The following is a 25,755-nucleotide window of genomic DNA, read 5'->3' as shown; positions in this document are numbered from 1 at the left end:
CCTGCACCCTCGGCGGGACGGCGTCTGCGGACCTATGATCGCGAGGTGGGGACGGTGGTGCTCGCCACGAAGTTGTTCGTGCCGGCTCGACGGGCTGGGCTGGTGGGGCGGCCGTGGCTGTCGGAGCGACTCGACGACGTCCTGGAACCCGGCCGGCGATTGGCGTTGGTATCAGCACCAGCCGGTTTCGGAAAGACGACTCTCGTCGGTGAATGGGCGTCCGCGCATCCGCGGGTCGGGTGGCTGTCGCTCGACGACGGCGACAACGCACTACCGCGGTTTCTGGCACATCTCTGGGCGGCACTGCCCGGCATCGCGGTCGCGCCGCCCGCGCCCGACGTACCCACTCCTGCGGCACTGACCGCGCTGGTGAACGACTTCGCGGGCCGACTGGATGGGCCGACGGTCCTCGTGCTGGACGACTACCACGTGATTGAAGCGCTTGAGGTGCACGAGGCGGTCGCCTTCTTGCTCGATCATCTTCCCGACCACCTGCACCTGGTCGTGTCGACTCGGGCGGATCCGCCGTTCCCAGTGGCTCGGCTGCGCAGCCGCGGGCAGATGATCGAGCTCAGGGTGGACGATCTGCGCTTCGCCGCAGCGGAAGCGGGGGCTTTCCTCAACGACGTCATGGGCCTGCAGTTGGCCGCCGACGACATCCAGGCGCTGGAGGAACGGACCGAGGGATGGGCAGCCGGCCTGCAACTGGCTGCGCTGTCGCTGCGGGGTGTTTCGGATACTGCCGGTTTCATCGATGCGTTCACCGGCAGCCATCGGTTCGTGATCGACTACTTGGCCGACGAGGTACTCGCGCGACAACCCGCTGCCCTGCGCGACTTCCTGCTGCACACCTCCGTCCTCGACGGACTCACCGGACCTTTGTGCGACGCGGTCACCGGCCGGTCTGGGAGCGATCGGGTGCTGGACGAACTCGATCGGAACAACGTGTTCCTGGTTGCCCTGAGCGCCGATCGACGCTGGTACAGGTACCACCACCTGTTCCGCGACGTACTGCGCGCTCGTCTGCTCGCGGAGCACCCGGGCGAACTGCCACGCCTGCATCGGGCGGCCAGCGACTGGTACGCCGGGCAGCGCCTGATGCCCGAAGCGGTACGACACGTATTGGCCGCAGGCGATCACGTACGGGCCGGGCGGCTGATCGAGCTGGCATTGCCCGAGACCCGGCGGACACGGCAGGACACCTTGCTCCTCGAGTGGATCGGGGAGCTGCCGGAAAACGTTGTACGAAACAGCCCGGTGCTGTGTGTCCTCTCCGCCTGGGCGTCGATGATGGGCGGTGAGCTGGACGCGATGGAGCGCCGGCTCGACGCGGCCGAGGCGGCACTCGCGACCGGTGCCCAGGATCCCGAGGCGGCCGCGACGTGGGTGGACACCGAGGATTTGCGGACCGCGCCGGCCATGATCTGGGTGTACCGGGCCGCCCTCGCGCAGGCACGCGGAAATGTCCAGGCGACCCGCGAGTCCGCAGGTCATGCGCTGGAGCGGGCCGGCCCGGAGGACCATTTCGTCCACGGTGCCGCACACGGTTTCCTGGCGCTCTCGGCGTGGGCGGACGGTGCGGTCGACGAGGCGCTCACGACGTACGCCCAGGCGGTCCGCGAGCTGCACGCCGCGGGCAACCTCGTCGACGAGCAGGACAGCGCGATCGTGCTGGGCGACCTGTGGGTCGCCGCGGGCCGACCAGCGCTCGCACGGAAAACGTTTGAGGAAACCCTCGCGGAGTTCATTCGGAACGGCGAACCGTACCCCCGCGTGACCGCCGACCTGCACGTCGGCCTGGCCGAACTCGACCGGGAACTGAACGACCTACCCGCCGCGGAAGCACACCTCGACACCGCACGCCACCTCGCCGAACAAGGCTCGATCACCGAGAACCGGTACCGCTGGTACGTCGCGATGGCACAGCTGCACGGAGCGCGGGGCGAGTTCGCCGAGGCCCTCACCCGCCTCGCCGAGGCCGAGCGGATCTACCGACGTGGCTCGTACCCGGAGCTGCGCCCCATCCCGGCAATCCGGGCCCGAATTCAGCTGGCAGCCGGCGACCTGATCGCAGCCGAGGCCTGGGCCCGCGGCACCGGGTCGAGTGGCGCGGGTGGGACGGCGGCGTACCTGCATGAGTACGAGCAGCTGACCTGGGCTCGGTTGCTGATTCGGCGTGGTGACGATGCGCTTGGATTACTGGATCGGCTGCGCAGGGACGCGGTCGGCCGGCGCGCGGGCAGTCTGCTGGAGATCGACGTACTGCGGGCGGCGGCGTTGCAGGCCCGCGGCGAGCGGTCCGCGGCGCTCGCGGTCCTGCAGGAGGCGCTGGACGCGGCACCGGAGCCGTCGCAGTATCGGCGTCTGCTCCTCGAAGAGGTCCCGAAGCTCATGCCTTCCGAGGTGGGCGCTGTGGGAATGCCGGACCCGTTGACCGGGCGGGAGCTGGAGGTCTTGCGGTTGCTGGACAGTGAGCTCACCGGGCCCGAGATCGCCCGCCGGCTGTACGTCTCCCTGAACACTCTCCGCACGCACACCAAGCGCATCTTCACCAAGCTCGGCGCAACCAACCGCACCGGCGCCGTCCGCCGCGCTCGCGACCGCGGCCTCCTCTGACCTGCCCGCCCAAGATCACCCGATGGGTCACCAGATGTGGTGACGTCGGGTCACTACATGGCGACCTACGTTCCGGGTATCCGCAGAACCAGGCCAGCGAGGAGCCGGACCATGAACACCACCGCATCCACCAGCACCGCACCCACCAGCAGCACCGCGAGCACACTGACCCGGGCGGCCGGCGCTTCCGCTGTCGCTGCCGGGGTGATCTTCGTCGGCGTGCAACTGGGGCATCCGCATCTCGATGTGAACACGATCGTCACCACTGAGGTCGCCGTCCGGAACACCCTCAAGCTCGTCATGGCGTCGCTGGCGCTGGTCGGGATCACCGGCATGTACGTGAGCCAGGCGCGGCGTAACGGGTTGCTCGGCCTGATCGGGTACGTCGTGTTCGCGTTCGGCTACTTGTCGATCCTCTGCACCACGTTCGTGACCGGGTACGTCCTGCCGGCGATCGTGGACACCGACCCGAACTATGTGCGCGACGTCCTCGAGGCGGCGTCCGGCGGTACCGCGGCCGGCGACATCGGCGCACTGGGGACCGTACTGCGGATTCAGGGATTCGCGTACCTGGCCGGCGGACTGCTGTTCGGTATCGCGCTGTTCCGCGCGGGCGTGCTGGCCCGGTGGGCGACGGTGCTGCTGGCCGTCGGTGGGCTCGTGTCAGCCGCGCTGGCTGTGATGCCGGACGCGTTCTACCGTCTGCTCGCGTTCCCGAACGCCATCGCCCTGATCGCCCTCGGTTACTCGCTGTGGCGCAGCACAACGTCGGCGCGGCAGCAGGCGACGGTCGCGACAACGGCGACGTCATGAGCGCGTACGCCGGGACGCTCGTGCGATCGGCTGGCTGGATCCCGCGCTTGAACGCGGCGCTCGCCGAGTGGATCATCCGGCGGTCGCGATGACGACGTACGAACTGCGGGTCGCCGGCCGGCTCGATCCGCGCTGGTCCGACTGGTTCGCCGGCTTCACGCTCACCACCGAGCCCGACGACACCACCACGCTCCGGGGCTCCGTCGCCGACCAGGCCGATCTGCACGGCCTGCTCGCCCGGATCCGGGACCTCGGGCTTCCGCTGATCTCCGTCCAGCCGCTCGACTAGGAGGCGCGCCATGCTGCGTCTGAATCCGTTCCGCCTGAATCTGCTCCGCTTCGGCTACCTCTTTATGGGCCTCGGCCTCGCGACCGTCAAGTGGCCGCTGTTACCGAGAGCGCACACGCTGCCGCTGTACGAGAGCGTCACGCTGTGTCTCCTGACCGCGATGTCGCTGCTGGCGCTCCTCGGTCTGCGCTACCCGATCCAGCTCTTGCCCGTGCTGGTGCTGGAGGTCCTGTGGAAGGTTCTGTGGCTGGGACTGGTCGCGCTTCCGCGCGCCGTGACCGGAACACTCGACCCCGCGACTCAGGACGTCATCGTGAACTGTGCTTTCATCGTTGTCATCATTCCCACAATCCCTTGGTCCGCCCTGCTCCGTCCTTACCGCCGACCGGCGCCTGAACGGACCGGCCGGGTCTGAGGAAATTCCAGGCCGAATGCAACCGCTCGGGGCCTTGAGATCATCATGACTGTGGGAACCACCCACATCGCCTGTTCGAGCCGTGCGCCGGAACCGCCCGGATCCGCTCGATACCGGGCGTGAGAGGAGCGCAGTTCAGTGCGGCGGGGCGTTACAGGGAGGCATTTCACACGCGATCGATGGGCGGGGGTTGGGTGGGACCGATAGTCTCGGGCGCCATGAGCACGAGTGTCGCCATCGCGGTGATCACCTTCCGGCGACCTGCTCTGTTACGGGGCTTGCTGAACAGTCTCCAGGCGCAGGAGCTGCCGCCGAACGGGAACTACGCGGTCCGGATCGTCGTGGTGGACAACGACGCGGAGGGGTCCGCGAAGCAGGTGCTGAACGAGTTCGGCGAGGGGACGCCGTACCCGATCGAGTCCGTGGTGGAACCCGAGCCGGGCATTCCGTTCGCCCGGGAGCGCTCCGTCGAGCTGTGTTGGGACGACGACGCCTTGATTTTCGTGGACGACGACGAGGTCGCGCCGCCGGGCTGGCTGCGGACGCTGCTCGAGGCGTGGGAGTCGACGGGCGCCGACGTGGTCACCGGCCCGGTGAAGGGTGATCTGCCGCCGGGTGCCCCGCCGTGGAACCACTACAGCGACGTCCACGACTCCACCGGCCGGCACACCACCGGCGAGGAGCTCCGCAAGGCGTACACGAACAACACCCTGGTCAGCCGCCGCGTCTACCACGCGGTGACCCCCGGATTCCATCCCGCGTTCCGGTACACCGGGTCCAGTGACCTGCACTTCTTCCTGCGCGTACACCGCGCCGGGTTCCGGATCGTCTGGTGCGAGGAAGCCTGCATCCGCGAGGAGGTGCCGGTCACTCGCACCACGCTGAGCTGGCTGGTCCGCCGGGCGTTCCGCTCCGGCAGCGGTGACACGATCAGCCGGCTGCTGATCCGCCCGGGCGCGGTCAGTTACGTCCTGGTGCTGGCCTATGCTTCCGCCCGGGTGGTCTCGGCGATCGGGTTCGCCCTCGCCGGGCTGCTGCTCGGCCGGAAGACGCACCTGCTGAAGGCAGTCCGCCGGTTCTTCTCGGGCGTCGGCAGTCTGGCGGGCATAGTGGGGATCAACCATGACGAGTACCGGGAACGGCACGGTTCGGCCGACGGTGGCGGAGCTGTGCCGGGCGATCTGGACGGTGGAGAACGACCTCGACCTGCTGACCTGGCAGACCCGGGGGACACACCCCTGGCCGATCATCCGGATGCGCGTCTTCCATGAGCTGACCCGGCGCTCCGGCATCCACGGCGCACCCCATCCGGTCCGGCGGACGCCGTACGACAAGGCCGCCCTGGTCGGGAAACACGTCGCTGGCGTCGTGACGCGCAACCCGTTCCCCCGGCGGTACGACGCCCTCGTCGTCCCGCACCCGCGGAAACCGAACGGTGTCGAGATCTACACCGACGAACTCCGGGCCGCACTCGGGGAGCGGGCGCTGGTACTGGACTCGGGCATCAACGGCACGCCGCTGCCGGGCAGCAAGAACCTCGACTTCTTCACGTCCGCCGCCGGGGCGCTGCATCGGGGTTCTGTCGACGACCGCGGGATCGCGGCGGCGCTCGAGAAACTGACCGGTGTCCGGGTTCCGATCGGCGCGCTGCTGGCGCGGGAGATCCCGAAGCACCGGCGGCTCCGGGCGCTGTACCGCACGCTGCTGCGCAAGCACCGGGTGTCGACGGTGTACCTGGTCGTCGCCTACTTCCATCAGCACATCGTCGGCGCTGCTCGTGACCTCGGGATCCGGGTCGTCGAGCTGCAGCACGGGGCGATCAGTCCGTTCCACCTCGGGTACAGCTATCCGGGGCGGCCGGTGGTCGCGGACCAGCCGGACGAGCTGTGGTGCTTCGGGTCGTACTGGACCGATGTCGCGGAGCTGCCGGCCGGGATGCGGACCGAGGTGATGGGGGCGCCGTACCTGCCCGCGCCGGCGCCGAAGGATCCGCGGCAGGTGGTGTTCCTCTCGCAGGGGACGATCGGCGCCGAGCTGCTGCAGGTCGCGGGGACGGTCGCCGCGGAGTACCCGGAGCTGGAGATCCAGTACCGACCGCACCCGAGCGAGCGGGCCGCTGACTACCGCCTGCCGGCCGGCGTGCAGCTTTCGACCGGCGGCAGCACGCTCGACCTGCTCGCGACCGCGACGTACCAGGTCGGTGTCTCGACCACCGCCCTCTTCGAAGGCATGGCCCTCGGCTGCCGCACGGCCGTCGCGAACCTGCCCGGCCACGAGTACTTGGAGCCGGCGATCGCCAAGGGTCACGCCGTCCTGATGAGCACGCCGGCCCAACTGGCCACGGCGCCGACGTGCCCCGACCCCACCACCTACTACGCGCCCAGCACCCTCGCCCACCTGCTCAACGTCTGACGCGCCCCCCACACACACAGTCGACGGTTGGCCCGGTCGCTCAGGGCCGGCGCCCCAGGTAGCCGAGGAGGCGGTCCTGGAGCGTGGCTTCGGGTGGGACGGGGACCTCGGGGCCGTAGACCTCGATGCCTTCGCCGAAGGCTCCGGGGGTGCGGAACTTCGCCATCAGCTCGGGCGGGACCGCGACCGCGGCGGTCCACAGGCGCTCGACCTCGACCGGGTCGATGGTCTCGTCCTGGCCGGTCGCGCGGGCCAGGTCCCAGCCGTGGATCACCAGGTCGTCGGAGACCACTTGGTCGATGTGCTGCTCGGTGGTCAAGGTGCCGGCCGGGGTGTCGGCCTCGGTGAGCGCGGCGACGGGGTCGTCGAGGACGTCCTCGATCGCGGCCCGCGCCTCCTGGAACGCGGTCAGCGGATCGGCTGCCGGCTCCAGCTTCCGCGCGACCGGCGAGAGCATCGCCGCGTGCATCGTGACGACGTGATCGACCACGTCCCGCGCCGTCCAGCGCTCGCACGGTGACTGGTTCTCCCACTGGTCCGGCTGCACGGCCGCGACCTTCCGTTCGAAGGCGTCGGCCCGCCGCCGGTAGCGCTCCGCAATCTCACCCATCCCCGCATCGTGCCGCCTCCGCACGCCCCACGGAAGGTCGCGGGCGGCGTGGGCTGTCGGTGGGGCCCTCTACGGTCTGAGACATGCGGACGGTGGAGTTGGGGCGGACGGGGTTGCAGGTCAGCGAGCTGGGGCTGGGCCTGGCCTCGATCGGCGGGATGTTCGCGGCCGTTCCGCAGCAGCAGGCGGTGGCGACGATCGACCGCGCGTGGGAGCTGGGCGTGCGCCTGTTCGACACCGCGCCGGTGTACGGGTACGGCCGGTCCGAACAGCGCGCCGGTATCGCGCTCCGCGGCCGGCCACGGGACGAGTTCGTCCTGTGCACCAAGGTCGGCCGCCTGATCGAGCCGGGTGGTCGGGATCTGCAACCGATCTGGGCGGACCCGCCGCGGGGTGTGGGGCCCCGGCTGGATTACTCGTATGCCGCCACGATCCGCTCGTTCGAAGCGAGTCTGGAGCGGATGGGGATCGACCGGATCGACGTGCTGCACATCCACGATCCCGAGCTGGACTTCCCGAACGCATCGACCGAGACCTTCCGGGCGCTGGCCGAGCTCCGCGGGCGCGGAACGATCCGGGCGATCTCGCTCGGGGTGAACCACGCCGACGTCGCCGCGCGATTCCTCCGCGAGACCGACGGCGGCCCGGACGTCGTGCTGCTCGCGGGTCGATACACGCTTCTCGACCGGTCCGGCGCCGACGATCTGCTCCCGTTGTGCGAGAAGCTCGGCGTCGCGGTGATCGCCGCTGGCGTGTTCCAGGGCGGTGTCCTCGCCGACACCGCGGACGGCGCACCGCACGGCTACGAACGCGTTCCGCAGCAGGTCCTCGAGCGCATCGACGTACTGCGCCGGCTCTGCCGCGCGTACGACGTACCGCTGCTCGCGGCCGCCGTACAGCTCCCGCTGACGCATCCCGCCGTACGCGCCGTGCTGGTCGGTGCCCGCAGTCCGCGGGAGATCTCGCAGGTGGCGGCGTGGCACGACTACGAAGTGCCTGCGGCGCTGTGGGCGGAGCTAAGGTCTGCGCTATGAGGTACATGCTGCTGCACAAGACCAACGACAACCTGGAGGCCGGCAACCCGCCGGATCCGGCGATGCTCGAGCGGGCCGACGCCGTGCTCGAGGAGATGCGTCAGGCCGGTGTGCTCGAGCTCGGCGAGGGGCTGATGCCGAGCTCGAGCGGGGCGCGGATCACGTTCCCGGCGCCGGGGCAGCCGCGCGTTGTGGACGGCCCGTTCGCCGAGACGAAGGAGCTGGTCGCGGGCGTGTCGATCATTCGCGTGGACAGCAAGGAAGAAGCCGTCCAGTGGGCCCTCCGGTTCGCCGAGGCCGACCCGCACACCCCCATCGACATCCTGGAAATCGCCGGCTGAAACCGACCGTTCTCAAAGGTTGGTGGCGGCCCAGGTGGCTACGTCGTCGTGGCGGATCGCGGCCGCCATCAGGTCGGGGAACTTGTCCGGGGTGCAGGCGAAGGTCGGTACGCCGAGGTCCGCGAGCGCGGCCGCGTTCTCCGCGTCGTACGACGGGGTGCCTGAGTCGGCCAGTGCGAGCAGGGCGATCACTTGTACGCCGGACTCCACCAGCGACCGCGCCCGCCGCAGCAGCTCCTCCCGCACCCCACCCTCGTAGAGGTCGGAGATCAGGACGAGCACCGTCTCGGCCGGCTTCGTGACGAGCTGTTCGCAGTGCGCCAGCGCACGGTTGATGTCCGTTCCGCCGCCCAGCTGCGTCCCGAACAGTACGTCGACCGGATCGTCCAGCTGGTCGGTCAGGTCCACCACCGCGGTGTCGAAGACCACCAGCGAGGTCCGCAGCGTCCGGATCGACCCGAGGACGGCGCCGAACAGCGACGCGTACACCACGGACTCCGCCATCGATCCCGACTGGTCGATCGCCAGCACGATGTCGCGCTGGACGCTGTGGTTGCGCCGCGCGTACCCGACCAGCCGGTCCGGGACGATCGTCCCGAGCGTGGGCGAGAAATGCTTGAGGTTGGCCCGGATCGTCCGGTCCCAGTCGATGTCCGAGTGCCGCGGCCGCGCCGTCCGGCCCGCGCGGTCGAGCGCGCCCGTCACCGCCGCCCGCGTCCGCTCGGCCAGCCGTGCCTCGAGCTCGGCCACCACCCGCGCAACGACCTCGCGCGCGGTCTGCTTGGTCTCCTCGGGCATCACCTCGTTGAGCGCGAGCAGCGTCGACACGAGATGAACATCCGGCTCGACCGCACCGAGCAGCTCGGGCTCCATCAGCATCCGCGTGATCCCGAGCCGCTCGACCGCGTCCCGCTGCATCACCTGAACCACGGTGCTCGGGAAGTACTGCCGGATGTCGCCCAACCAGCGCGCGACCCGAGGCGCCGACGAACCCAACCCGGCCGATCGTTGTGTGCCCGCCTCACCTTCACCGGCGTCGTACAGCGCAGCCAGCGCCGCGTCCACCGAACGATCCGCGCCGGCCAGCGTCGTACCGGTCTCCTCCTCGGCCTCCGCGCCCAGCACCAGGCGCCACCGGCGCAGTCGTTCGTCGTTCATGAGCCCCCCAGCAGTTGCGCGACCACCGGCAGCGCGGTCGCCGCCAGCTCCGCGTCGAGATCGTCGTCGTCGGCAACGACCGCCGCCGTGGGATCGCTGAGCACCCGGGCTCGCGCGCCGATCGAGCGTCGCTCCGGCGCCGCGAACGTGCCGAAGGTACGCCGCAGCAACGGCAAGACCTCCACGAACGCGTCGTCCGGGATCCCCGCCAGCCAGCTGTCCACCATCGCGAGCAACCGCTCGTCGTGCACCAGCAACAACCCGCCGCCCGCCAGGAATCCCTCGACGTACCCGGCGGCGTCCGCGGTCGGTGTGCCCGGCGACAGCGCCCGCCCCAAGCGCAGCGCCACCTCGTGATCCGGCAACCGTGACGTGTCCAGCATCAAACGCGTCAACCGCCCGCGAATCAGCGGCGGCACCGCGACCCGATCGCTCAATCCCTGAAGCGTGTTCAGCCACTCCGAGCGCACGTCCTCGGCCAGCAGCACGGTCGCGTCCTGCACGCCGTCGATCAGCTCCTGGACGGCGGCCGCCGCTTCCGGGTCGAGGCCGTGCACGGTCCGCGCGAGACCTGCACACACGCGCGACACCATCCGCCCCGCGACCGCTGCCAACCCGGCCGTATCGGTTCCTCGGACGTCGCCGTACCGCGAGGCGCGCGCCAACGCGGGCAACGCAGCCATCAGATGCCCCACATCGGCGTCGGCCGCCGCTCGGGTGTCGATCCCCTGCAGCAGCGGTTGAAGCGCTTCAGGGAGATCGGCGAGAAGTGATTTCTCCAGCGCCGCCGTGACATCGGCGAGAGTCGGCGAGTCCGCGTCCTTCAGCATCACCGACGTCGCGGCGCCGAGCACCGTCGTACCGTGCGCGCCCGCGGCCACGAGCTCCACTTCCAGGCCGGGATCCCACGCCAGTCGCCACATCTCCCGGAAGGTTCCTTGCGCACGCCGCTCGTCCGCGGCCGGCACCCCCCAGTCCACACCGAGGATCCGCAACCGGTGCAGGAGTCTGGACTTCTCCAGGTCGTTCGGCTTGCGGAGGTCGAGCTCGATCACGCGCTCGGCGGCGTCCCGCCGCAGCCGCAACCGACGGGCCTGTGCGGCCAGATCCGCCGCCACCGGTGCCTGCGGCGTCTCGCCGGGCACCGACCCGAGCAGCTCACCGACGACGGCTTCCCGCGTGACCAGATCAAGCAGTACGTCGTTCCCGCCGCAGAGTACTGCCCGCGTAGCCTCGGTGACCTCGCTCAGCCCGGCCAGCGGACGCTCACGCAGCGCGGCCAACGTGTCCGCGAGCCGAACCGCTTCAATGACATGCGCGCTGGACACCGGCAGGTCCTCGTTGCGCAGCACCTGAGCGACCTTCGACAGCCAGCGGGTCGTGATCTGGTCAGGTGCGGTGAAGAGGTGGTGATACCACCCGGGCGACGTGATGCCGGCGCCGTACCCACTCGTCGCCGCGAGCCGGCCGTGCGTCCACGGCACCCAGGTACAGGCGATCTTGCGCTTCGGCAAGCCCTTCAGGATCCGCTGGTCATGTGTTGCCGGAGGCAACGGTAGCTCGAGCGCCGGTACATGCCACGCACCGCAGACCACAGCGATCCGCTCGAACCCGTCGCGGATCGTCTTGCGCAGCACAGTGCGCATGTAGGCCTCGCGCTGCGCCTCCCGACCGGTCGTCTGCTCGCCGCGGCGCAGCTCCCGCATCGCGTCGGCGATCACCGTGAACGGCTCGGCACCTCCGCGCCGCGATTCGATCACGTCGTCCCACCAGCGCTCCGGGTCGTCGTACCCGCCCGCCTCGGCGAGTGTCGCCAGCGGATCCATCGCGATCGACCGTCCGCCCGACGAGGCGAACTGCTGCGCGGCCGGCAGATCGCAGAACCGCACCGGCACCCCGGCCGCCAGGCCGTAACGAATCGCCTGCCACTCCGGGCTGAACACCGCGAACGGCCAGAACGCTGCCCGTGTGGAGTCGTCCACCGCGTAGGCGAGCAGCGCGACCGGCGGGTCCATCTCCTCCGAGGCCGCGAGGTGGACGATCTTGTCGGCCTCGGGCGGGCCCTCGATCACAACGACATCGGGCTGCAGTTCGGCCAGCGCGGTCGCCAGCGCACGCGCCGAACCCGGCCCGTGGTGCCGGATGCCGAACAGGTGAACGGTCATCCGGAGATCTCTCGGCAGGCGCGGTAGAACGGTGCCCAGTCGTCGCGCTCCCGGACCACCGTCTCGAGGTACTCCGACCACACCACGCGATCCGCGGACGGGTCCTTGACGACCGCACCGAGGATGCCGCCGGCCACGTCCGTCGGCCGCAGGACACCGTCCCCGAAGTGTGCGGCGAGAGCGAGGCCGCCGGTGACGACACTGATCGCCTCCGCGGTGGACAGTGTGCCGGAGGGCGACTTCACCGCGGTCCGGCCGTCCTCGGTCCGGCCCGAGCGCAGCTCGCGAAAGACCGTCACCACGCGGCGGATCTCGTCCAGCGCCGCGTCCGGCTGCGGCAACTCGAGCGCCGATCCGAGCTGCGCGACCCGGCGTGCCACGATCTCCACCTCGTCCTCGGCGGATTCGGGCAGCGGCAGCACGACGGTGTTGAACCGTCGCCGGAGCGCGCTGGACAGTTCGTTCACGCCCTTGTCGCGATCGTTGGCCGTGGCAATGACGTTGAATCCCTTACGGGCCTGGACTTCGGTGGCCAGCTCGGCGATCGGCAGCGCCTTCTCGGACAGGATCGTGATCAGCGCGTCCTGCACGTCGGACGGCATCCGGGTGAGCTCCTCGACCCGGGCGATCTTGGCCTCGGTCATCGCCCGCTGCACCGGACTCGGTACCAGCGCCGCCTCACTGGGGCCCTGGGCAATCAATTGCGCGTAGTTCCAGCCGTAGCGAATCGCTTCCTCCGCGGTGCCCGCCGTCCCCTGGACGAGCAGCGTCGAGTCACCGCTGATGGCCGCGGCGAGGTGCTCACTGACCCAGGTCTTCGCCGTTCCCGGTACGCCGAGCAGCAGCAGCGCGCGGTCCGTCGCGAGGGTGGCGACTGCGACCTCGACCAGCCGGCGCGGACCGACGTACTTGGGCGAGATCTCCGTCGATCCGGCCTGGCCGCCGAGCAGGTACGTCACGACGGCAGCCGGTGACAGCTGCCACGCAGGCGGTCGCGGCCGGTCGTCGGTCGATCGCAGCGCCTCGAGTTCGTCGGCGTACTCGACTTCCGCGTGCGGGCGCAGTACCTCGGTCATGTCAGCTCCTCGTACATTTCACGGCGGAAGGTCAGGGTCTCGACGAGGCGGCGGCGCCAGGTGTCTTCCTCGCCGATGGGTTCGCGGGTGATCGGATGGTCGAGTACGTCGGGCGGCACGGCGCGGGCCGCAATACTGGCGAGCCGGGCCCAGGCGCGGTTGGCGCCGACCTTCGCCAGCTGGTCCAGGATCATCCGACCGAGCGGCGCCGGCCACGGAACCGGCAAGCCGCCGACGAGCTCGGTCACGTCGACGGACCTCCGCAAGATGTCGACTGCGGCCGTCCACTCGTCCGGCGGCAACAGGCGCAGCAGCTCGGCCGGGCCGCGGCTGCCGGTGTCTGCGTTGGCCAGCAGGAGCTCGCGGGCCCACTCGCCGTCGCCTTCGCGGATCGCGGCCTCGGCCCAGCCTGCCTGCAACACCTCCGGCCCGCAGCCTTCGACGGCCAGGTGGATCCAGGCGAGCTCCATCGCGTCCAGAGGCGTGTTGGCAACGATCTGCTGGAACCACCAGGCGCGCTTGCCGATGCCTTCCGGATTCTGCGGATCGAGTCCGTCGCGTTCCATCGCCTGTGTCAGGCGGCGCGGGAGATCGACCGCGAGCACTCCCTGCGTGGGCATCAGGTGCGCCTGCAGTCGCTCGGTCATGCGGACGCCGTACTGCGATCCCGGCAGTCGCGCGAGCAGCCGCGCGGCGGTACGCCGTACCTCGCGGGAGCGATCGTCGAGCGCGGACTCCAGGAACTCCTCGTCGGCGAGTTCGAGATTGTCCGCGAAGAGACCGAGGAGGTCGGCGCGGTTCGTGGCAGATTCGGTCGGCCAGACGTCTTGAAGCGCTTCACGTGCGGCTGCGGGGTCGTGCGAGCGGAGCGCGCGCAACCAGGTCCGGCGTTGGATCGCGTTGCCGTGCGTCCACAGCTGCGGGTCGTTGCTCTCAGCAACCGCTGCGTGCAGGTACCGCCATTCGGAGTTGAGGTCCGCGAGCCAGCGGGCGCGGCGTCCGGCGGCGGCGATCACCAGCGGTCGGTACTCGGCACGATGACGCGCGAAGTCGGCCAGCGCCGGCAGGTGCTCGGGCGGTACGCCCCAGCCGTGCGCGTCCGCCGTCCGCAACCATTCGCCGAGCGCGGCGGTCTGGAATCCGCCGAGCATCGCGGCCAGGCGCCGGACGGCACCCGGACGCGGCAACGGCCGGTCTGCACCGGGCGCCTGCGACAGTGGTTCGAGATTGCGGAGCGGGGTGCGGCCGGCACGCTTGTACACGGTCGCCAGCGCGGCCGCGTCGAGCAGACCGCCGCCGCCGAGCCGCTCCCGGATGTGCTCCGGCAACTCCTCGAAGTGCGGCGGACGACGATCGGTCCCCAGCAGCGCCGAGCTGACCAGCCCGTCCCAGCCCTTCACAGGATCACCGCCCGGTCGTGGTGCCAACAGGTCATCGGACGCAGTCCGGCGCGGTTCCACTCGCCGGCCACCGTGATCGGGTCGCCTGCCGAGACCGCGAGCAGCTTCAGCGGATCCCAGCCCGGCACCAACTCCAGCCCGTCGCCCGCTTCGTCCACCAGCGCCCATCCTTCGCCGTGTCGTGCTGGGCGCACATCCTGCAGCACGAGGGGCCAGCGCTCGTTCCACGGGTCCGCGGCGAGCGATTCGACGTACGACGCGAGCGCCTGGCGGACCGTGTGACCTGTGGGGCGTGGTGCCGGTGTGCGCGGATCGGATTGGGTGAGCAGTGCGCGCAGCGGTAGTGCGCCGGGGTAGTACGAGAGTGCGCCGGGGACGTACTCACCTGGACGGGCAGGCAGCGGATCGAGCGGTCGGCCGGCTGCCGCGAACGTCAGGATCAGGCCGATCCGGCCAGTCGTTGCCCCACGCAACCACACGCGGCGGACCGTGAGGCGTTCGTCCGGCTCGACCACGCGGCCGAGCATCAGCCAGTCGTCCTCGACCTGCTCGCCTTCGGCCAGCACCCGAGCGGTCTCGGTCGACCAGCCGATCCGCGACAGCACGGTGTCGGCCAGCGACGGCGGCAGCTCGTCGAGCCGACCGTGGGCGGCGACGATCAGGTGGATCAGTGCGAGCTCTTCGAGCAGTTCACCCGGCCAGCCGTGACCACGTCCGACGACGGCCGCTGCTCGTCGTACCGCTCCGGCGACGCCCGGTGCCTGCGCGTCGACCATGCGTGCGGCGAGCCGGCTCAGCTCGGCGTACGCCCGCTGATCGAATCCGCCGAGGCCTTGGCGGACCTGGTCGTCCAGCCAGCCCGCCAGTTCCGCGAGCCCCGCCGAGACGCGGTCGGCGCGGCGAGCGGCGCGCTGCTGGGCGGCGATCGGGTCGGCCACCTCCCCCGGCTTCCGCTCAGGGCGCTCAGATCGCTCCGCGCGCTGGTCGACCCAAGTCCGCACCCAGTCCGGCTCGTCCGCGTGCTGTATCTCGCCGTTCGCCCACAGGAGCATCAGGCCGAGCGCGTGCTTGCACGGGAACTTGCGGGACGGGCAGGAGCATTTGTACGCCGGACCGCCCAGATCGACGCCGGTTTGGTACGGCTGCTTGCCGCTGCCCTGGCAGGACCCCCACACGGCCCGCTCGCTGGAACCGGCGTCCGCCCATTTCTCGTTGCGGGCCAGACCCTGGCCCGCCTTGACGGACGCAGCATCAGGCGCCAGCCCCACCACCTGGTCCACGTCCCACAACCCCACACCACTCCCTCGAACGCCGTACCCCGAAGCATGCCACCCGCCACCGACACGCCGGGACCCGGCGGGATCAACCGTTGCCGGACGCCATCGGGCCGTCGTGCGGGGTGGGCGTGTGCGTGGCGCGGGGGTCGGCGAGGGTGGTACGGATGGCGCCGAGCAGGCGTTGTTCCACGGCTTCGAGTTCGGCGATGCGGGTCCGGACCTCGGACTCCTCGGCGCGGGCGGCCGCCAGCAGGTGGTCTGCTTCGGCGCGGGCATTCTCCCGAAGCTGGTCGGCGTCCGCGCGGGCCGTTTCGCGGAGGTGGTCGGCGGTGCGTTGGCTGGCGCTGAGGACGCTGAGTTCGTAGCGGCGGAGTTCGTCGACGAGTTCGGCAGGTCGTTCGGCGTCGAGGATCGCCGCGGCCGGTTCGGGGAGGCCGGCGTCAGGCAGGGTGCTTTCGAGAGCCGCGATCTGCTGGTCGACGCGGGTGAACAGGTCCGCGACATCGGTGCGCATCTGGCGGATGGTGTTCGCGGCCGCCTGGACGCGCTCGCCGGCCTCGCGTTCGCGTTCCCGCGCCGTACGCTCCGCCGACGTGATCACATCGAGCGCCACCACCGCAGCCCGCCCGGCCGGATCGTCGGGAACCACAGCCGCCGACCCCTCCGCGGCAGCTGCGCCCTCCACACCAGCATCCGACGAGCCCGTCATGCCGACCGTCTGCCGCAGCGGCACCTCCCGAATGAACAGCACCGCGATCAGACTCACCGCAGCGGCCGCCGCGCCGATCACGAAGATCAGCCCGGTGGCGTCGCCGTACGCATGCCGCACGATCTCCTGCACCGGCGCGGGCAGCGAGTTCACGTCGAGCAGACTCCCGGAGCTGCCGACCGCGGCGCCCGCGCCGAGGTCACGCAGGTGCTCGGTGATGAGGCTGGTCACTCGAGTCGCCAGAATCGCACCGAGGACGGACACCCCGACAGCACCACCGAGGCTGCGGAAGAACGTCACCGACGCGCTCGCCGCACCGACCTCACGGACGTCGACGGTGTTCTGCACCGCGAGCACCAGGTTCTGCATCGTCATCCCCATACCGATGCCCATGGCAAGCATTCCGAGGCCGACGTACCAGTACGGCGACGTGTGGTCGATCGTCCCGAGCAGCCCGAGGCCCGCGGTGAGGAAGATCGCCCCGATCACCAGGTACCGCTTCCACTTGCCGAACCGGGTGATCAGCTGCCCCGACCCCACCGACCCGAGGAAGGACCCGAACATCATCGGGATCGTCAGCAGCCCGGCCTCGGTCGCGCTGTACCCGCGGGCGACCTGGAAGTACTGCCCGAGGAACACCGCGCTCCCGAACATGCCCATCCCGACCGCCACACTCGCGACGATCGCCAGCGCTGTCGTCCGCTCGCGGACCACCCGGATCGGAACGAGCGGCTCGCTGGTACGGACCTCGACGACAACGGCCAAGATCGCGAGCACCGCCGTACCGCCCAGGTACGCCGCGGTCTGCCACGACCACCACGGGAAGTGCTCGCCCGCGAACGACACCCAGATCAGCGGCAGGCTCGCCGCGCCCGCGATCAGGATCGCGCCGAGGTAGTCGATCTGCACCTGCCGCTTCAGTACCGGCAGCCGCAGGTACCGCTGCAGCACGAACAGCGAGATGACGGCGAGCGGCACGCACACGTAGAAGCACCAGCGCCAGCCCAGCCACGAGGTGTCGACGATGACCCCGCCGACCAACGGACCGCTGACGGTGGCGAGCGCCATCACCGCGCCCATGTACCCGGAGTACCGGCCGCGCGACCGGGGTGGGATCGCCGCGCCGATGATCGCCTGCGCGAGTGCCATCAGCCCGCCCATCGCGAGCCCCTGCACGACCCGCGCCCCGATCAGGAACGGCACGTTGTGCGCGGCGCCGGCCAGCATCGAGCCGGCCACGAACAGGACGATCGCGAGCTGGACGAGCAGCTTCTTGCTCATCAGGTCGGACAGCTTGCCCCACACCGGCGTGGTCACGGTCATCGCGAGCAGGCTGGCGGTGACGACCCAGGTGTACTGCGTCTGGGTGCCTTCGAGGTCCGCGATGATGGTCGGCAGCGCGTTGCTGACGATCGTCGAGCTGAGCACCGCGGTGAACAGCGCCGCGAGCAGCCCGGCGAGGATCTCCAGGATCTCGCGGTGCGACAGCTCCGGGTCACCGGCAGGTGCAGCCGGGCCCGATGGCGGCGACGCGGACGACGACGCGGTGCCCGGGGATCGCGGGTCGCCGTCGGCGTACCGGGAGCGGTAGCGCTGCGGGGTGGGGCCGGCCGCGGGTGCGGCCGGCGAGGTCTGGGTGGCAGACATCGGGTTCCGTTTCGTACGGCGGGGTCACGAAGGACCGGGGCAGTGACGGGCACTGTCCCGGGGCGGAAACGGCTGACATCTGGGCCTCACCCAGCCTGCTATTTGGTTGCAACTACCAACTTTAATCCCGCGCTGTCAGCCACCTATCACCGGGAGCCGTCGAAAGTTCGAGTGAGAATTCTCGCGACCAATTATGAGACGAGCCCTCCTCGGAACTCGCTTTCCGTCGTACGATCCGATGCTTGTTGAGGAATCAACAGCCGGCCTCCGGCGGAGCTGTCAGGGCCCGCCGGAGGCCGTCTATGCGAAGGCCTGCGCCAGAGCGTCGACGCAGTGCGTGTCCGCGCCCGGGCCGACCACCAGGTGACCCGGCGCAGTGAGCGGCGGCGCGAACCGGCCCACCCACACCGCGCCGTCGCCGGTTCCGCAGCCGGCCCCGTAGATAACGGTCCAGGCCGGCGTGCCGGTCGAGATTTCCACCACCGTGGCCTCCAGGTCGTCCATCGGCCGGCCCAAGATCGGCTCGAACCCGGCGTCCCGGCAGGCCGCGATCACGACCTCCCGCAGCCACGGATTCGGCGGCAGCCGCAGCGGCAGGTCCGCGAGGTCGATCAGCTTGACGCCGTCGTCGCTGCGGTACGCCGAAGGCACCACGACGGACAGCGGATCGCGCCAGAGTTCGATCACCCGCAGATCGGCGGCCGCGACTTCGCCGCGCACGAACGCGACGTCGAGCTCCCCCGAGCGCAAGGCGGTCAGGTACTCCGTCGTCGTCCGGGAACTGAGCTGGACGTCCAGGTTCGGCGCGTCGGCCCGCAACGTGGTCAGGCCGCGCTCCAGGCGGTCCCGAAGGCCCGGCGCCGTACCGATCCGCAGTACGCCGCACCGCCCCGACGAGAGCTCCGCGGCGACCTGCTCGGCGTGGTCCGCCGCGGACAGGACGGCCCGCGCCTCCCGCAGCATCCGCTCGCCGTCGCCGGTCAGCCGGACGTGCCGCGACGACCGATCGAGGAGCTGCAGACCGAGCTCACGTTCCAGCCGGGCGACTTGCTGGCTGACGGCCGGCTGCACGATGTTCAGCCGCGCGGCAGCCTTTCCGAAATGCAGTTCCTCGGCGACGGTGACGAAGTACCGCAGCTGCCGTAGCTCCATCGGACACCCTCCGGCGATCACGATTCGTTATCGCTGCACAGCGTAACTGCGTCTTGGTCGGCACCCTCCGGGCTCGTTGACTGGTGGACATGAAGATCGGACTGTGGATCGAGGACGACGGCCGGACCGTCGAGGACATCGGCGCCGAGGCGAAGGCCGCCGAAGCCGCCGGGATCGACCGGCTCTGGTTCAGCCAACGCAACGGTTGGGACGCACTGACCCTGATCACCGGCATCGCGGGATATACCTCGACAATCGCGCACGCCGTCGGCGTCGTGCCTGTCTACCCGCGGCACCCGCTCGCACTCGCGGCCCAGGCGCTCAGCGTGCAGGCTGTCACCGGCAATCGGTTGACGCTCGGCCTCGGCGCAAGCCATCCGCACGTCGTGGAAGGCGCCATGGGCCAGTCCATGGAGCGGCCGGCTGCGTACATGCGCGAGTACGTCGAGGCGCTGGCGCCGCTGCTGACCGGCGAGGCCTCCGACTACACGGGCGAACGGTTGACCGCCCGCGGGCAGATCCAGGTCCCCGGCGCCACGGCCCCGGACCTCGTCCTGGCCGCGCTCGGTCCGCGGATGCTGAAGATCGCCGGCGAACTGACGTCCGGTACCGCGGCCAACTGGATGGGACCGGAACTGATCGAGGACTTCGTCCGCCCCACCATCGACCGCGCGGCGGCCGCAGCGGGCCGGCCGGAGCCCGAGGTGGTCGCGGGTGTCTGTGTCGCGCTGACCGACGACCCGGACGCAACCCGGCAATGGATCAGCGACACGTTCGGCGTCGCCGCTCAGATGCCGGCCTATCGGGCCGTCCTCGACCGGGGCGGCAAGGCCGGCGTCGAGGAGACCGCGGTACTCGGCGACGAGGAGGCGGTGATCCAGGACTTGAAGCGCTTCAAGGATGCCGGGACGACCGAATTCCTCGTCATCCCGGTCGGCACCGCCGAGGAGCGGGCGCGGACGATCCGCTTCGCCTACGACTACGCAGCCGATATGAGGCGGTCGGTGCAGCAGTAACCACTGCCGTCCGCCGAGGTCAGCCTCGGCATCGCGGCACCGGAGAAACTCGCGATGCGCCGGGCCAGCGGGGTGCCCCGTCCGGCCGGAGATGGCCTGCTCGCTCGGCAGCAGTCACGTACGCCGGGAGCAGGAAATGCGCGTGCAGATCGATCACGGCACCGGGTGCAGCAGGTCGTCGAGCCCGACCCGTCGGAGGAACTCCGCGCGGACCCGATCGGCCACCGCGTTCACCACCACGGCTCCGTCGTCGGACGGGTCGTAGCTGACCCGGAACGGCCGTCGGCCCTTCTCAGTCCCGACCACCTCGGTGATCAGCCGCGCGACCTCGCCGACATCCGCCGACTCCGGCTCGAGCCCGGCGAGCCGCTGACTCACCTGGTCCATCAGCCCGGCGTACTTCGTCTCGTACGCCGCGACCACGTCGGTGTCGGCCGGCGTACCGCTGTGCACGGAGTGGTTGGTGCCGTGGGTGAACGCGCCCGGCACGATAATCGTCGTCTCGATCCCGAACCGCGCCAGCTCGAGCGCGTAGCTCTGCGCCAGCGCGTCCATCCCGGCCTTCGCGGCGAAGTACGGCGCGAGGTACGGCGGCGTACCGCCGCGGGTACTCGAACTACCGACCCAGACCACCAGCCCGTCCTGCTGTTCGCGCAGCACGGGCAGCGCGGCGCGGTTCAGTCGTTGGGCGCCGACGACGTTGGTGTCGTACAGCGAGAGCAGCTGCTCCGGCGTGAACGCCTCTGCCGGCCCGGTGACCATGTGGCCGGCGTTGTGAACCACGACGTCGAGCCGTCCCTGCTCGCCGACGATCGTCCGGACCGCCTGCAGCGCCGACTCGTCCGAGCTGACGTCCAGGTCGACCGGTAGCAGGCTGACGTTGTGTGCCGCGGCGTACTGCTTGGCGTCCGCGGCGGCGGTCGCGTTGCGGCCCGCGAGGTCGCGTATCCCGGCGTACACGGTGTGGCCGGCGTCGGTCAGCGCCCGGGCTGTGAGCGCCCCGAACCCGCTGGACGCGCCGCTGATCAGGACTGTCTTGTTCACGCTTGTCTTGTTCATGCTGCCGAACCTCCGTTGGCGTAGATGACCTGGCCGTTGATCCAGCGAGCCGGCCCGGCCAGGAAGGCGATGACTTCCGCGATGTCGCCGGGCGCACCCAGGCGCTCGAGTGGTGACTCGGCGGCAATCCGGTCGATGAGTTCCTGCGGCTTTCCGTTCAGGAACAGCGGCGTGGCGGTCGGGCCGGGGGCGACTGCGTTGACGGTCACGTTCCGGCCGCGCAGCTCGCGGGCCAAGATCAGCGTCATCGCCTCGACGCCGCCCTTGGTCGCGGCGTACGCCGAGTACGCCGGCCGCGCGAGCAGCGTCAGCGAACTGGAGATGTTCACGATTGCTCCGCCGTCGCGGACCCGGCGGACGGCCTGCTGGTCGACCACGAAGGTGCCCCGCAGGTTGGTGCGCACGACCTGGTCGAAGACCTCGAGGTCGAGGTCGGCCAGCGGCGCGAGCGGCATGATGCCGGCCGCGTTCACGACCACGTCCACACCGCCGAACTCGGCCTCGGCGCGGTCGAACAGCGCGGCGACGGCGGCCTCGTCGGCGACGTCCGCCTGGACGGCGATCGCGCGGCCGCCCGCTTGCTCGACCGCTTTGACGGCTTCCTCGGCGCCGGCCTGGCTGCCGGCGTATCCGATCACAACGGCGTAGCCGTCGCGGCCGAGGCGGGCGGCGGTCTCCCGGCCGATCCCGCTCGAGGCGCCGGTCACGACGGCGACCCGCTCGATGGTGGTGTTCTCGGTCATCGTCCTGCTCCTGATCTCGATGTCGGTTCCTGCTGACATCTCGATCCTGCGCCCGGACGATGGATCAAATCCAACGAATCAAAACGATGGGAGGATCAATTCTATTGATCCAAGTCACTGCCGAGTTCGGTTCCCGGCGGTTGGCGGACATGGCTGCCGACCAGGCCGAGGAGCGCCCGCAGCGCGGCGGTCGGCTTCCGGCGCTTCAGCGTCGCCATGTACAGCGACCACTGGAAGGTCTCGTCCTCGATCGGGACCACGCGGATCGTGTCGATCCCGGCCACCGCGTACTTCGGGAAAATGCCGAGACCGACGCCGTGCGACAGGAACTGCACACCGTTCTCGATGCCGAGCGCCTCGACGACGACCCGGCGCTCGATGCCGGCCGCCTCGAAGGTCTGGTCGATCAGCGTCCGCGTCCCGAAGCCGGGCGGGAAGTCCACGAACGCCTCGTCGGCGAGGTCGCTGACCCGCACCGATCGCCGTCGCGCCAGCCGGTGGCCGACCGGAACGGCGAGCACCTGCGACACTCGGAGCAGTTCCCACGCGGTCAGGTCGCGCGGCACGCTGCCCTCCGCCACGCCCAGGAACCCGACATCGATGTCACCGTTCTGGAGCCCGACGACCACCCCGGCCGATCCTTCCGGCTCGACCCGCAGTTCCAGCTCGACATTCGGATGCCGCCGGCGGAACTCGCCGGCCGCGGCCGGCAGATCGATCAGTCCGAGCCCGGGCAACAGCCCGACGCGCACGCGTCCGCGCATCCCGGCACCCAGCTCGTCGACGACGTCCCGAGCACCCTGGACGGCGTCGAGCACCGCGAGCGCTTCCGGGAGCAACGCCGTACCGGCCTCGGTCAGCACCACCCGCTGCGCGTTGCGCTCGAACAACGTGACCTTGAGGTCCTTCTCCAGCGCGGAAATCGCTGCACTCACCGCGCTCTGGACGACATGCAGCCGCCGGGCGGCCAGCGTGAAGCTCCGCTCGTGCGCCACCGCCACGAAATACTCCAGCTGCCGCAGTTCCACCAGCGCAGTGTGTCAAAAGCCCGCCCCGGATTCCGACGTACCCGCGAGGGAAAGGACAACCTGATGGATCTTCAGGACCAGGTGCAGCGGCGGATCGACGAACTGGCCGAGAGCGAGCTCGGGCTGCAGGTCGCGGTGTACCGGCGCGGCGAGCTCGTGGTGGACGCCGTGGCCGGTGCCGGAATCACGCCGGAAACTTTGTTCTTCGCGGCATCCACCGGCAAGGGGGCGTCCGCGACCGTCGCCAACGTGCTGGTCGATCGCGGCGTGCTCGACTACGACCTGCCGATCGTCGAGCTCTGGCCCGAATTCGGTGCGCACGGCAAGGAGCGCGCAACGCTCCGGCACGTGCTCACCCACACCGTCGGCCTGCCCGCGCTACCACCCGGAACAACCCGGAAAACGCTACCCGAGCAGGCCTCCCGGCTCGCCGCGGCGGAACCCTGGTGGGAGCCCGGGACCAAGATGACCTATCACGCCGAGACCTTCGGACTGCTGGTCGCGGAGATCGTTCGGCGCGCGACCGGTCGGACGATCTCTGCTGCCCTGCGCGACATCGTGACCCCGTTGGGGATCGCGGAAAACGTGTTCTTCGCGCTGCCGGCCGAGCATCACGCGCGCTTGGCGCGCCTGGTGGAACCCGCAGGTGCCGAAGAAACGTTCGCGTCGCTGGCACAACTGTTCGAGAAAGTGATGCCGCCGGCAATGCTGCCGCGGGCCGACCTCCTCAACCGGCCCGAGGAGCTCGCGATCGAGGACGCGTCGAGCGGCATCCTGACCGCGCGCGGCATCGCGAAGTTGTACGCCGGACTCATTGGCGAGGTCGACGGTGTCCGACTGGTCCGGCCCGAGGCGGTCCCGGTCATCACCGGACCGGCGCTGACCGCACCGGATGAACTGCTCGGCAACCCGGCTACGTTGGCACTCGGCTATGCGATCGGCCGGTTGGGGTCTACCGCGGCGGAGAGCCCGGCAACGATCGGCTGGCCGGGGATGGGCGGCAGCGCGGCCTGGGCGGACACGCGCTCAGGCGTCACGTTCGCGCTGACGAGGACGCTGTTCGACCCGTCGGGGTCGGCGTCCGCGCTCGAGATCGGGAACCTGGTTGCGAAAACACTTTGCTGAAAGCCCTTAGGTGTAAGGGATTTCAGCTTTCAGGACGCGCGCACCTGGTGCTGGTCGACCCAGACGAGATGGCCGTGGTGACTGACGAGGATCTCGTCGGTCCCGGCTGTCCCGGTCCGGCGGCCCAGCTCCTGGCCCGCGATCCAGCGTCCGCCGATGAGGATCTGGACGGCGATCGGCCGCGCCGGTGAAGGGGCTACGGGCATGGCACCTGCTTCGGGACAGGGGCGGATGATGGAGAGTGGTATGTGGGGCTGGTTGCTCAGCCATTCGCAAGACTACAACCGCAACCGGACCGACCGTTAGCCGTAATTCGAATTGACCCCGATTGCCTCCGATCGCTCCCGGCGAACCGGCCGGCGACCGCACCACCACCCCTCGACGAGTGAAGGAGCCGCGGTGTCCAAGCCGATCTTCGTCGTGCAGCTGCACGACGCCCGGCGGCTGCACTACGACGTCCGGCTCGAGGTGGACGGGGTGCTGAAATCCTGGGCGGTACCGCGTGGCCCGTCGCTCGATCCGGTGGTGAAGCGGCTCGCGGTGTTCACCAGCGACCACGACCTGGAGTACGCGTCGTACGAAGGGGTGCACCGCGACGCGCAGTACGGCAGCGGGGCGGTGATCGTCTGGGACGCCGGTGTCTACACGAACCTGACCCGCGACGACCGGCAGCAACTGGTCGACCCGGCGGAGGCCATCGAGCGCGGGCACTTGAAGGTGCAACTGCACGGCGTCAAGCTGAACGGCGCCTGGGCGTTCACCCGCACCGGCGCCGACTGGCTGCTGGTCAAGGTCAAGGACGGCGCCGCCGACCCGGACCTCGACCTGACCGTCACCGAGCCCCGCTCGGTGCTCAGCGGCCTCACGATCGAGGAGATGGCCGCCTCCTAGCCGCCGCGGTATCTGCGGTGGAGCCTGGCATGCGGGGTTGATTGCGGGACGGGGAGCCCCTGCGTAAGTCGTCGGCCCGGCCGGGTGCACAGGCGCGCTCGCACCACTCAACTCGCACCACTCAACTCGCACCACTCAACTCGCACCACTCAACTCGCACCACTCAACTCGCACCACTCAACTCGCGGCACTCAACTCGCACCAGCCAGCTCGCACCGATGGACTTCACCGGCGTCCGCGTCGCACCGCTGTACCCACACCGCGGCGTCCGCGTCGCACCGCTCTACTCACACCGCGGCGTCCGCGTCGCACCGCAGTACCCACACCGCGGCGTCTGTACACACATCGCGGCGTCCACGTCGCACCGCAGTACCCACACCGCGGCGTCCACGTCGCACCGCAGTACCCACACCGCGGCGTCCACGTCGCACCGCAGTACCCACACCGCGGCGTCCACGTCGCACCGCTCTACCCACACCGCGGCGTCCGCGTCGCACCGCTCTACCCACACCGCGGCGTCTGTACACACATCGCGGCGTCTGTACACACATCGCGGCGTCCGCGTCGCACCGCTCTACTCACACCGCGGCGTCCGCGTCGCACCGCTCTACCCACACCGCGGCGTCCACGTCGCACCGCAGCACCCAGAGCAGCCTGACGCGCTGATGCGCTGGACGATGAGCGCACCGAACTCGCTCCCTCTCCGAACCGCAACTGCGCCTCACCCAGGCGGACGACGCCTTGTTCTCCACCCTGGCCGGCCAGCCCTCCACCGCGCC

Annotated in this window: 23 protein-coding genes; 11 read left to right on the top strand and 12 right to left on the bottom strand. The window is 70.1% G+C overall.

All coding sequences use genetic code 11. The annotated features are described in order from the left end of the window. Positions 1-45 precede the first annotated feature (45 nt). The 6 genes from AB0B82_RS24425 (at position 46) to AB0B82_RS24400 (ending at position 6,545) form a co-directional block, all read left to right on the top strand. Positions 46-2,616 (top strand): LuxR C-terminal-related transcriptional regulator, encoded by a 2,571-nt coding sequence (locus tag AB0B82_RS24425; RefSeq protein ID WP_360172771.1) that lies wholly within the window; start codon positions 46-48, stop codon positions 2,614-2,616. Positions 2,617-2,727: 111 nt separating this feature from the next. Continuing rightward, entirely contained in the window at positions 2,728-3,429 is a 702-nt protein-coding gene (locus tag AB0B82_RS24420; protein ID WP_360172768.1) for a hypothetical protein, read from the top strand. Between the two features lie 67 nt (positions 3,430-3,496). Beyond that, entirely contained in the window at positions 3,497-3,718 is a 222-nt protein-coding gene (locus AB0B82_RS24415; protein WP_360172765.1) for a hypothetical protein, read from the top strand. 10 nt (positions 3,719-3,728) lie between these two features. Then, on the top strand, positions 3,729-4,133 hold the full coding sequence (locus AB0B82_RS24410; protein WP_360172762.1) for a hypothetical protein: 405 nt from the start codon (positions 3,729-3,731) through the stop codon (positions 4,131-4,133). Between the two features lie 218 nt (positions 4,134-4,351). After that, positions 4,352-5,404: a glycosyltransferase family 2 protein gene (locus tag AB0B82_RS24405; RefSeq protein ID WP_360172759.1), complete on the top strand. Its 1,053-nt coding sequence runs from the start codon at positions 4,352-4,354 to the stop codon at positions 5,402-5,404. Next, positions 5,388-6,545, top strand: a complete 1,158-nt coding sequence (locus tag AB0B82_RS24400; protein ID WP_360172817.1) for a hypothetical protein — start codon at positions 5,388-5,390, stop codon at positions 6,543-6,545. The genes AB0B82_RS24405 and AB0B82_RS24400 overlap by 17 nt, the downstream gene beginning before the upstream one ends. Before the next feature lie 40 nt (positions 6,546-6,585). On the opposite strand, the gene AB0B82_RS24395 is transcribed toward AB0B82_RS24400, so the two are convergent. Then, positions 6,586-7,155: a TIGR03086 family metal-binding protein gene (locus tag AB0B82_RS24395; protein ID WP_360172756.1), complete on the bottom strand. Its 570-nt coding sequence runs from the start codon at positions 7,153-7,155 to the stop codon at positions 6,586-6,588. 83 nt (positions 7,156-7,238) lie between these two features. Here AB0B82_RS24395 and AB0B82_RS24390 point away from each other — a divergent pair, with 83 nt between their 5' ends. Both AB0B82_RS24390 and AB0B82_RS24385 read left to right on the top strand, forming a co-directional pair. After that, entirely contained in the window at positions 7,239-8,189 is a 951-nt protein-coding gene (locus AB0B82_RS24390) for an aldo/keto reductase (protein ID WP_360172753.1), read from the top strand. Further along, positions 8,186-8,530 carry a YciI family protein gene (locus AB0B82_RS24385; protein ID WP_360172750.1) on the top strand — a complete coding sequence of 115 codons (345 nt, stop codon included), beginning with the start codon at positions 8,186-8,188 and terminating at the stop codon, positions 8,528-8,530. The genes AB0B82_RS24390 and AB0B82_RS24385 overlap by 4 nt, the downstream gene beginning before the upstream one ends. Before the next feature lie 12 nt (positions 8,531-8,542). Here the strand turns inward: AB0B82_RS24385 and AB0B82_RS24380 are convergent, their stop codons facing one another. From AB0B82_RS24380 to AB0B82_RS24350, 7 genes are all read right to left on the bottom strand, one after another. After that, positions 8,543-9,688, bottom strand: coding sequence for a VWA domain-containing protein (locus tag AB0B82_RS24380; protein WP_360172747.1), 1,146 nt, complete (start codon positions 9,686-9,688; stop codon positions 8,543-8,545). Then, on the bottom strand, positions 9,685-11,853 hold the full coding sequence (locus AB0B82_RS24375) for a DUF5682 family protein (protein ID WP_360172744.1): 2,169 nt from the start codon (positions 11,851-11,853) through the stop codon (positions 9,685-9,687). The genes AB0B82_RS24380 and AB0B82_RS24375 overlap by 4 nt, the downstream gene beginning before the upstream one ends. After that, complete coding sequence (locus tag AB0B82_RS24370; RefSeq protein ID WP_360172741.1) at positions 11,850-12,929, bottom strand: AAA family ATPase; 1,080 nt, start codon at positions 12,927-12,929, stop codon at positions 11,850-11,852. The genes AB0B82_RS24375 and AB0B82_RS24370 overlap by 4 nt, the downstream gene beginning before the upstream one ends. Beyond that, entirely contained in the window at positions 12,926-14,329 is a 1,404-nt protein-coding gene (locus tag AB0B82_RS24365; RefSeq protein WP_360172738.1) for a DUF5691 domain-containing protein, read from the bottom strand. Before AB0B82_RS24365 ends, AB0B82_RS24370 begins: the two co-directional genes overlap by 4 nt. Then, on the bottom strand, positions 14,326-15,609 hold the full coding sequence (locus tag AB0B82_RS24360) for an SWIM zinc finger family protein (RefSeq protein WP_360172735.1): 1,284 nt from the start codon (positions 15,607-15,609) through the stop codon (positions 14,326-14,328). Before AB0B82_RS24360 ends, AB0B82_RS24365 begins: the two co-directional genes overlap by 4 nt. 82 nt (positions 15,610-15,691) lie before the next feature. Beyond that, positions 15,692-17,962 (bottom strand): MFS transporter, encoded by a 2,271-nt coding sequence (locus AB0B82_RS24355; protein WP_360172732.1) that lies wholly within the window; start codon positions 17,960-17,962, stop codon positions 15,692-15,694. Positions 17,963-18,262: 300 nt separating this feature from the next. After that, positions 18,263-19,114, bottom strand: a complete 852-nt coding sequence (locus AB0B82_RS24350; protein WP_360172729.1) for a LysR family transcriptional regulator — start codon at positions 19,112-19,114, stop codon at positions 18,263-18,265. A gap of 89 nt (positions 19,115-19,203) precedes the next feature. Between AB0B82_RS24350 and AB0B82_RS24345 the strand changes: the two genes are divergently transcribed. After that, the gene (locus AB0B82_RS24345) at positions 19,204-20,130 is read left to right on the top strand and encodes a TIGR03564 family F420-dependent LLM class oxidoreductase (RefSeq protein WP_360172726.1); all 927 of its coding nucleotides are present in this window, start codon (positions 19,204-19,206) and stop codon (positions 20,128-20,130) included. Between the two features lie 153 nt (positions 20,131-20,283). Here AB0B82_RS24345 and AB0B82_RS24340 read toward each other — a convergent pair whose 3' ends face one another. The 3 genes from AB0B82_RS24340 to AB0B82_RS24330 form a co-directional block, all read right to left on the bottom strand. Continuing rightward, a complete protein-coding gene (locus AB0B82_RS24340; RefSeq protein ID WP_360172723.1) occupies positions 20,284-21,189 on the bottom strand; it encodes an SDR family oxidoreductase in 906 nt (301 codons plus the stop codon). Further along, positions 21,186-21,932, bottom strand: a complete 747-nt coding sequence (locus tag AB0B82_RS24335; RefSeq protein WP_360172720.1) for an SDR family oxidoreductase — start codon at positions 21,930-21,932, stop codon at positions 21,186-21,188. Before AB0B82_RS24335 ends, AB0B82_RS24340 begins: the two co-directional genes overlap by 4 nt. A gap of 101 nt (positions 21,933-22,033) precedes the next feature. Beyond that, positions 22,034-22,960 (bottom strand): LysR family transcriptional regulator, encoded by a 927-nt coding sequence (locus tag AB0B82_RS24330; RefSeq protein ID WP_360172717.1) that lies wholly within the window; start codon positions 22,958-22,960, stop codon positions 22,034-22,036. Between AB0B82_RS24330 and AB0B82_RS24325 the strand changes: the two genes are divergently transcribed. Then, a complete protein-coding gene (locus AB0B82_RS24325; protein WP_360172714.1) occupies positions 22,919-24,085 on the top strand; it encodes a serine hydrolase domain-containing protein in 1,167 nt (388 codons plus the stop codon). The genes AB0B82_RS24330 and AB0B82_RS24325 overlap by 42 nt on opposite strands. 29 nt (positions 24,086-24,114) lie before the next feature. Here AB0B82_RS24325 and AB0B82_RS24320 read toward each other — a convergent pair whose 3' ends face one another. Next, positions 24,115-24,291 (bottom strand): hypothetical protein, encoded by a 177-nt coding sequence (locus AB0B82_RS24320; protein WP_360172711.1) that lies wholly within the window; start codon positions 24,289-24,291, stop codon positions 24,115-24,117. 112 nt (positions 24,292-24,403) lie between these two features. Here AB0B82_RS24320 and AB0B82_RS24315 point away from each other — a divergent pair, with 112 nt between their 5' ends. After that, positions 24,404-24,976, top strand: a complete 573-nt coding sequence (locus AB0B82_RS24315; protein ID WP_360172708.1) for a DNA polymerase ligase N-terminal domain-containing protein — start codon at positions 24,404-24,406, stop codon at positions 24,974-24,976. Positions 24,977-25,755: the final 779 nt, after the last annotated feature.

This window comes from Kribbella sp. NPDC048915 (assembly GCF_040649595.1).
Lineage (GTDB): Bacteria > Actinomycetota > Actinomycetes > Propionibacteriales > Kribbellaceae > Kribbella.
This window is presented reverse-complemented; position numbering and strand designations above follow the sequence as displayed.